The 7,583-nt window shown below is 67.7% G+C and carries 7 protein-coding genes; 2 read left to right on the plus strand and 5 right to left on the minus strand.

The window, feature by feature from the left end; translation table 11 throughout:
* Window positions 1–2 precede the first annotated feature (2 nt).
* Complete coding sequence (locus tag AAGA11_15760) at window positions 3–1,499, plus strand: aromatic amino acid ammonia-lyase (GenBank protein MEM9604323.1); 1,497 nt, start codon at window positions 3–5, stop codon at window positions 1,497–1,499.
* Window positions 1,500–1,838: 339 nt separating this feature from the next.
* Here the strand turns inward: AAGA11_15760 and AAGA11_15765 are convergent, their stop codons facing one another.
* The 3 genes from AAGA11_15765 to AAGA11_15775 all read right to left on the minus strand — a co-directional run bounded on the left by AAGA11_15765 (window position 1,839) and on the right by AAGA11_15775 (window position 4,526).
* The gene (locus tag AAGA11_15765) at window positions 1,839–2,204 is read right to left on the minus strand and encodes a DUF2007 domain-containing protein (protein MEM9604324.1); all 366 of its coding nucleotides are present in this window, start codon (window positions 2,202–2,204) and stop codon (window positions 1,839–1,841) included.
* Window positions 2,201–3,034: a hypothetical protein gene (locus AAGA11_15770; GenBank protein ID MEM9604325.1), complete on the minus strand. Its 834-nt coding sequence runs from the start codon at window positions 3,032–3,034 to the stop codon at window positions 2,201–2,203. The genes AAGA11_15765 and AAGA11_15770 overlap by 4 nt, the downstream gene beginning before the upstream one ends.
* A 76-nt stretch (window positions 3,035–3,110) precedes the next feature.
* On the minus strand, window positions 3,111–4,526 hold the full coding sequence (locus AAGA11_15775; GenBank protein MEM9604326.1) for a sulfatase-like hydrolase/transferase: 1,416 nt from the start codon (window positions 4,524–4,526) through the stop codon (window positions 3,111–3,113).
* A gap of 89 nt (window positions 4,527–4,615) precedes the next feature.
* On the opposite strand from AAGA11_15775, the gene AAGA11_15780 reads away from it, so the two are divergent.
* A complete protein-coding gene (locus AAGA11_15780; GenBank protein MEM9604327.1) occupies window positions 4,616–5,461 on the plus strand; it encodes a class I SAM-dependent methyltransferase in 846 nt (281 codons plus the stop codon).
* A gap of 26 nt (window positions 5,462–5,487) precedes the next feature.
* On the opposite strand, the gene AAGA11_15785 is transcribed toward AAGA11_15780, so the two are convergent.
* On the minus strand, window positions 5,488–6,999 hold the full coding sequence (locus AAGA11_15785) for a chemotaxis protein CheW (GenBank protein MEM9604328.1): 1,512 nt from the start codon (window positions 6,997–6,999) through the stop codon (window positions 5,488–5,490).
* 31 nt (window positions 7,000–7,030) lie between these two features.
* Entirely contained in the window at window positions 7,031–7,513 is a 483-nt protein-coding gene (locus AAGA11_15790) for a chemotaxis protein CheD (GenBank protein MEM9604329.1), read from the minus strand.
* Window positions 7,514–7,583 lie beyond the last annotated feature (70 nt).

Genomic DNA, 7,583 nt, shown 5'->3' on the forward strand with positions numbered 1-7,583 from the left:
CCGTGCAACTCGACGGCACGCGTGTCACCCTGACGGCGTTTCAGGCGGCGTCACAGACCGTGCAACCGGTGTCGCTCGCTCCCGCCGCCGAATCACGCGTCGCGCGTGCACACCGCCACGTCGTCGAGCACGCGGCCCGGGGCACGCCGGTCTACGGCCTCACCACCGGCCTCGGCGCCAACGTCGACCGCCGCGTTCCCCACGCCGACATCGCCGCGTTCCAGCGCCAGATTCTGGCGGGCCGTGCAGTCGCCTGCGGCGAGCCGGTGCCCGAGTCGATCAGCCGCGGCGCGGTGCTGGCGCGCCTGATCAGCGCGTCGCACGGCCACAGTGGCATGAGCCCGGGTACGTTCGCACATTTGCTCGCCGTACACAACGCAGGCCTGGCACCAGTATTTCCGGATACCGGCTCGATCGGCGCAGCGGACCTCACACAGAACGCCCACGCCGGGCTCGCACTGCTGGGAGACGGCGAACTCTGGGACACCGGCCAACGCGTCGAAGCGGCCCGTGCACTCGCCGCCCGCGGCCTGACCCCACCGCCACTGCAACCCAAGGACGGGCTGGTCCTCGCGAGCCACACCGGCCTCACGGTCAGCCTCGCCGGCCACGCACTGCACGCCGCCCGCCTCGCTACCACGCTGCAGAAACACGCAACGTTGCTGTCCTACCTCGGCTACGAGGCCAACCCGGTGGTGTTTGACGCGCGGGTGAATGCGCTGCGCCCGGCGCCAGGCCAGGGCGCCGTCGCAGCCTGGTTTCGGGCCGCCATCAACGAGGCCGGAATCACACCTCGCCGGGTGCAGGAAGCGCTGTCCTTTCGCACCGTGGCGCCGGTGATCGGCGCAGCGGAGGCCGCGCTCGACACCGCGGTGGACACCTGGGAGGATGAGCTCAATGCAAGCCCGGACAGCCCGGTCGTGCTCGACGACGGCGAGCTGCTCTCCTCGCCCAATTTCGTCGCTCCGGCGCTCGCGCTGCACCTGCAGTCGGTGTTGTTTGCGACCGTGGCCATGGCGAACGCCAGCGTGCAACGCATGCAACGGATGATGGACCCCACCCGCTCCGGCTTGCCACAGTACCTCTCACCAACCGGCCCACCCTCAGCGGGCTGGGTGCCGAGCCAAAAGACAGCCGTGGCATTGCTGGCCCGCATCGCGCACCGCGCGCAACCCGCCGTGCTCGCGGGCGTGCCGGTCAGCGACGCGGTCGAGGACGTGGCACCGATGACCGCCCACAGCGCAGAGCAACTCACGGCCCAGGCCGCCGACTTCGAACAGCTCGTCGCGCTCGAAGCGCTGGTGGCCTGCCAGGCGATCGATTTGCGCGGCCGCACCGCACTCGGTGCCATCGGCGCGGCGCTGCACGCGGCCATCCGCCAACGGGTGCCCACGCTCACGGTGGACCGTCCGCTGGGCGGCGCGATCGAGCTCGCGCGGCAGGCGCTGCTCGACACCGTCGAGGCCAGCCTGCCCAAGGCGAAGCGCCCCACAGACTGAATTCCGTTTCAGTGAGGCCCCTGTCCTTGTGTCCCGCCGACGGCCCGCGGCGGTCGACTCGCGCCTGGAACGCAAATGCGACGTCAATCCTCATCGCCTGCGACGGAGCCACAGCCGCATCGACGAAGCAGGTGCACCAGCACGGGGACCGGGGCGACCTGCACACCGAGCGCACTCCGAGTGCATCGCCAACAACGCCCTGAGGCAAGGGCTCAGGGCGACGCGCGACGCCGGCAAGGGTGAGCTGCGCGGGCTAGCCTGACACGGCGGATACCCCACCTGCCTGCTCGACAACCTCGACGCCTTGTTCGCCGGGCGCGAGCCGCACGACCGCGTGATCTAGACCCAGCTCAACACCACCAGCAACGCCAATGCGACGACGGCCAGGCACATCAGCACCTGCGACCACGGCGTGCGGGGGGCGAGCGCCCGCTCGTCGACGTCGACCGCGTCGCCGGACGCGTCCCAAGCGGCCGCAACCGCACCGCTGTCGTAGTCCTGCACCAACGCCTTGGCCGCAACTGCGTCGTGTTCGGGGACGCGCACAAGGGCGAAATCGGTCGCGGCGAGTTCGCCGACACCGCCTTGCAACAGCGTGCCGGAGGCGTACGCCTCGATGCCCTCGGCCTGCAGCATGCCCGCGACGATGTGCGCCTCTTGCGGGTTGGCGGCGCGGTAGACGATGACCATGGCGTCGTGGCTCACTCGCTGGCGTCGCTGTCAATCGAGGCGCGGCGCACCGGCGTCCGCGCCCGGATCGCCGAGCGCAACGCCACCAGCTCGGGGTAGGCGTAAAAGAACCGCACCTTGTGCTCGCGCCGGGTCGCGGCGTCGATGTCGTCGTCGAGAAACACGAAATAGGCAAAACTCTCCGCCACGTCCTCGACCGGGTTGGTCGCGGCGTACTCGTTGACGAAGTCCAGCGGGTAGCGCTCGTAGAATTCGGCGAGACCGTCCGCGTCCGCAACGTCGTGCCCCACCAGTGCACCGTGCTCGCGCTGCAGGGTCAGCGGCCAGAAACGCTTGACCCAGGCCAGCAGCAACGAGTGCGGCAGCGCACAGCCCTCCTCGACCGCGAAACTGCGCTCGCACGAACTCGCCTCGCCGTCGAGTTCGCCGCCGCCAAGCGCGACGATGTGCGCGTACTCGTGCGTCAGGGTGGTCACCCACTCGCCTTCGTCGGCCTCGGCCGCGTCGACGTAATCCAGCGCGAACACCCAGGTGTCGGCCACGGTGTCGAGCTTGGCGACGTAGGCGAGGGTCTCTTCGGGTCCGTCGCTGAACACCTGGAATTCGACCACGCGCCCGCGCAGGTAGGTGGCCGGCAGAAGATCGAGCACCGACTCCCAGAGCGCACTGTCCTCGGCGAGGCTGTTGTCGCCGTCGACCCACTCGAGGCTGAGGTCCGTGTCGGAGACCGCGTACACCGACACCGGTTCGAGCGCGTCGAACGCATCGAGGGCCTGAGTGCCGCCGGTCAGCAGGCAACCGGTGAGACCCAGGGCCACCCCACACGCGCTCAGTGCGCGCCCCACGGCGCCCGGTCTTGTCTGTTGTGCTTGGCCCATGCGAACGCGGCGGTATCCCGATTGTGCGTGTGACGCCACCAGCTTAACTGCCGACCGGTGTGTGGTTAAAGGGGGCGAGCGCCTGCAGGCCGGCCTCACCACCCAGCGACGCGAGCACCGCAGCCTGCGAGGCAAAAGCCGCCCGGTCACACGCCTTGAGATCACAGATCTCGGGCAAGAGCGCCGCCAGCTCCCGGTGCGCCGGCACGCACTCGGCACCGCGGTCGTGCAGCTCGAGCGGGTCGGCGACGGTGTCGAAGAACTGGTCCGCAGAGCCGTCGGCGTAGCGGATGAGCTTGTCGCCGCCGCGCTGCAGCAACACGAATCCGCAAGGGCTGCCACCGTCGTGGTAGGCACTTAACACCGGGCGGGCAGAGTCGGGCTGACGTGCGATGTCGAGCAGCGAGCGCGGTTGCCAGGGCTGATCGGGCTGACCGGGGGACAAGCCTGTCATCATGTGCTCGAGCGTGACACCGATGTCGGTCAGGTTGACCGCCGTGTCACACACCCCACGCCGGCCGTCGAGCGACGGGCCACTGACGATCAGCGGTACGCCCACCGAGCCGTCGAACATCACCGACTTGGCCCACCAACCGCGGTCGCCGAGCATGTCGCCATGATCGCTGGTGAACACGATGTCGGTGTTGGCCCGCAAGCCGGTCGCGTCCAGGGCAGCGAGTAATCGCCCGACCGCGTCGTCGACCAGCGCGCACAGGGCCCAGTAGTTGCGCCGTGCCGCGGCCCGCGTCGCGGGTGTGAAGTGGGCGTCGTAGTCCCAGAACGCGCGCATCTGCTCGAGCACCGGGTGCGCGTCCCGATGCTCGAGCGTTGCGGGCAGGCTCACGCCGTCGAACCGTGCCCAGTGCGTATCGGGGGCGCTCAGCGGGTAATGGGGCGAGACGAGCGAGACCGACAACGCGAACGGGCCGTCTTCTGCGACGCGCGCGCGCAACCAGGCTTCGGCGTCGTCGGTGATGGCGTGGTCGTAGTCGGTGTAGCTGGTGTCACCCGGCCCGACGTCGGCGGCCATCTCCGCAGCACCGGGGTAGTCGGGCAAGGGCGAGCGCAGCAGCGCCTCGGCCCAACCGACACCGCCGTTGGCCACGAACATCGGCAAGCGCACGTCGCTGAAACCGTAGTCGATGCCCGGCTCGCGGTAGTGCAGTTTGCCGATCGACACCACGTCCGCACCGTGGCCGCGCAAGCGCCGCATCCAGGTGGGCTGCGCACCGGCGAAGGCCTGTGCCGACGACCAACAGCCGTGTTCGTGCACCGCGAGGCCCGTGGCAAGGCTCGCGCGCGCGGGGATGCAAATCGGCGACGGTGTGATCGCCCGGCTGAAGCGCACGCCGGACGCAGCGAGGGCATCGATGTGCGGGGTCTGCGCTGTGGCGTTGCCATAGCACCCCGGCGCCGTGCGCGCCATCTCGTCGCAGACAATGAACAGCACGTTGCGCATTCGACCTTCCTCGCCTTGAGTGGTGATCAGATGGGCCGCTCGCGCGGCCCGTGTCATGATAAACGGTGTACCCGAATGCAGGCCGGCGCATGAGCAACGCAGACGAGATTCGCTTCTGGAACCAGCGGGGTGGCGAGCAATGGCGAACCCACCAACACGCGCTCGACACCCTCTTTCGAGAGATCACCGAAGAGGTGCTCTCACTGGCCGCCGCTGGCGCGGGCGAGTGTGCGATCGACGTCGGCTGCGGCAACGGCGACACCACGGCAGCGCTGGCCCACCACGTCGGTGACGCAGGCACCGTCCACGCCCTCGACGTGTCCACCTCGCTGCTCGACGACGCGCGCGCGCGGCTGGCACGCGCTGCGATCACGAACGTCCACCTGATCGAGGCCGATGCCCAGGTTGCCACCCTCGGGCTGCATGCGGACGTCGTCGTGTCGCGTTTCGGCGTGATGTTCTTCAGCGACCCGGTGGCAGCGTTCACCAACCTGCGGGCGCACACATGCCCGGGTGGGCGGCTGGCGTTCGCCGCGTGGGGTGAGATTGAGGACAACCCGTGGTTTGCCGACCCGCTCGAGGCCGCGGTGGCACAGCTTGGCGCGGTGCCGCCACGCGATCCGCGCAAGCCCGGCCCCACTGCGTTCGGCGACAGTGACTACATCCAGCGGATTCTCGCCGCGGCAGGCTGGTCCGACATCGCCATCGTCTCGCGCGAGGTCGGTTTGCACGTTGCCGGTTCAGCGCCGACCGCCGCCGAACTCGCCAGCGGCCTCGGGCCGGTGTCGCGCGTGTACCGTGAGTACCCGCCCACCGAGGTGGACCGCGCGGCCATCGTCGAGCGTGTGCGGGCGGCGTTCGAAGGCGGTGAACACGACGCTGGCACGCGGGTACCCGCCCACATCCACTTCGTCAGTGCGGTCAGCGCCACCTGAGCCTGATCGCGACAGCAGCGTCCCGATCAGGCAGCGCGTTGTGCGTCGGCCGCATCAGGCACCGGCGCGACGCGGCCCAGCGCCGAGGACAGTGGCAGGATCGGGTGAGCCGTGTTGTCCTCCATGAATACCTGCTGAATGTCCTCGCGGCACGCCTGTGACCAGCCTGCGAGCAGCGTCTGCGGCGCCTGGTGCAAGCGATCAGAGGTGACCTTGACAATGTCTTTCACGCCGTCCACTCGGAGCCCGATCAAACCACCGGCGTGTTCGGCGATGACCAACTTGGGTTCGAGATCGGACTGGCGTTCACCCAGCGCGTAGAGGGCCCGCATGTCAACAACCGTAACCACCTTACGGCGCAGGTTGAAGATGCCGTCGATGAACCCCGGGGCGCCGGCCACCGGGCTGACGGTGTCGGGGCAGTCGATGATCTCGGAAATGTCCGCAACCGGCAGCAGGAACTCGTAGCCGAGCGACGCAAGCAGGTAGGTCTGGTTTTCGCGGTCCCCGGAGACGGCCATGTCGCTTTCGAGAAAGCTGCCGGCCTCGGCGGGCAGCATGACCTCCGGGGTGGCGTAGAGTTTGTCGTGGTCGATCAGGCAAATGTCGGTGGCGTGCTCCTGCACGACACAGCCGGCAAGAAACACGCGCGAGTGGTCCTCGAAACGCGGCAGGGGCTGGAGGTCCTCGCAGGTGTATTCGGTGATGCCCTCGACAACATCGACCTTGAACCCGATTGAATGCTGGTTCACCCGTGCGATGACGATCCGGCTGGTCTCGGAGGTCTGGCTGCTCGCCTCGCTGTCGAGCAAGCGCGAGAAATCGAGCACCGGCAGCACCGTGCCGCGCAGCTCGATCTCGCCGACACAGGTTTCCGACATCAGACCGGTCTGCTCCAACTCCCGCATCGGAATGATCTCGCTGACGGCGTCGATGCGAAAACCGTAACGGCTGCCACTGGCACCGAAGGTGATACACCGGTGACGCAGGCTGTGCCGCTGGGTCGCCGTCGATTCGGACGACCGGTGTTTCTTCGACAGCGGCACACCCGGCAGCTTCAACAGGCTGAGCGGCTCGAGCACCTGCACCAGCCGTTGACCCCTGTCGAGTGAGATGATGCCCTTGACCGGCGCCGGCTCACCGTCTTCGAGGTCGTGGTAGTCGAAATCCTCGATCTGGTCTCGCGTGATCCGCAAGACTTCCGACGTACAGTCGAACAGCAGGCCCATGCGACTGTTGCCAACACGAATGATCGCGATGCAATCGCGCCGCTCGTCGTCTTCGGTGTCGTTGGGCGGTTGCTTGAGCAGCGCCCGCATGTCGATGACCGGCACCACGGTTTCGCGCAGGGAAAACACACCGACGAAATAGTCGGGTGCCAACGGCACCGCCTTGAGGTCATCGGGCAGGTTGACCACCTCCTGCAACTCGCTCGCGTTGACCGCGAGCTCGGTGCTGCCAAGCATGAACGACCCGTAGATCATGTCTTTCGTGCCACTGTTCATTTCCACCTCGTTCTCCTCCGTGGCACGTCGCACGGGGCCGCTCCCCGCGAGTGCCGGGTGTCGCTCACACCACAAGCTTGGGTATCAGCACCACTTCGTATTCGCCAGTCTCGCCGTTGATGAACAGCTGGGAGGCGTTGCCCTCCGCGTCCTGCAGCCGTTCGATGATGATGTCGTGCTTGGCGAGGTGTTCACGCGCGGCATTCAGGTTGCCCGGGCCGATCTCCTCTGCTTCCGCCGTGCCGTTCTCCTGCAGCATGTTGCCGCCGCCGACGACCACGGCCTTCAAGGAGAAGCGGTCGCGGCGCGTTTCGACGCCCATCGCCTCGAGCATCATCGGAATGGCGTCACTCACATACTTCGCATTCAGCTCGGATCCGTCACCGCTCGAGTTGGCCAGCAGGCAATGGCTCAACGCGTAGACCCCACGTTTCGGCCACAGCAGGCCCACGCCCACGCACGACCCCATGATGGCTTTCAAGGTGTCACCGGTGTGCGTGACTTGCATTTGCCCGATGCGGGCAACCAACACCCGTGACTCGCTCATGACTCCGGCTTCCTGTAGATGAAGGGCTGAACGTACTCCAGCCCCGAATCAAAAAACCCCAACGACTCCG

It is taken from the genome of Pseudomonadota bacterium (assembly GCA_039196715.1).
In the GTDB taxonomy this organism is placed as follows: Bacteria; Pseudomonadota; Gammaproteobacteria; order CALCKW01; family CALCKW01; genus CALCKW01.

What these genes read in the sequence shown, in the direction of transcription:
- AAGA11_15775 (MEM9604326.1), bottom strand. Translation starts at nt 4,526, where the DNA reads ATGCGCAACGTGCTGTTCATTGTCTGCGACGAGATGGCGCGCACGGCG.
- AAGA11_15780 (MEM9604327.1), top strand. Translation starts at nt 4,616, where the DNA reads ATGAGCAACGCAGACGAGATTCGCTTCTGGAACCAGCGGGGTGGCGAG.
- AAGA11_15790 (MEM9604329.1), bottom strand. Translation starts at nt 7,513, where the DNA reads ATGAGCGAGTCACGGGTGTTGGTTGCCCGCATCGGGCAAATGCAAGTC.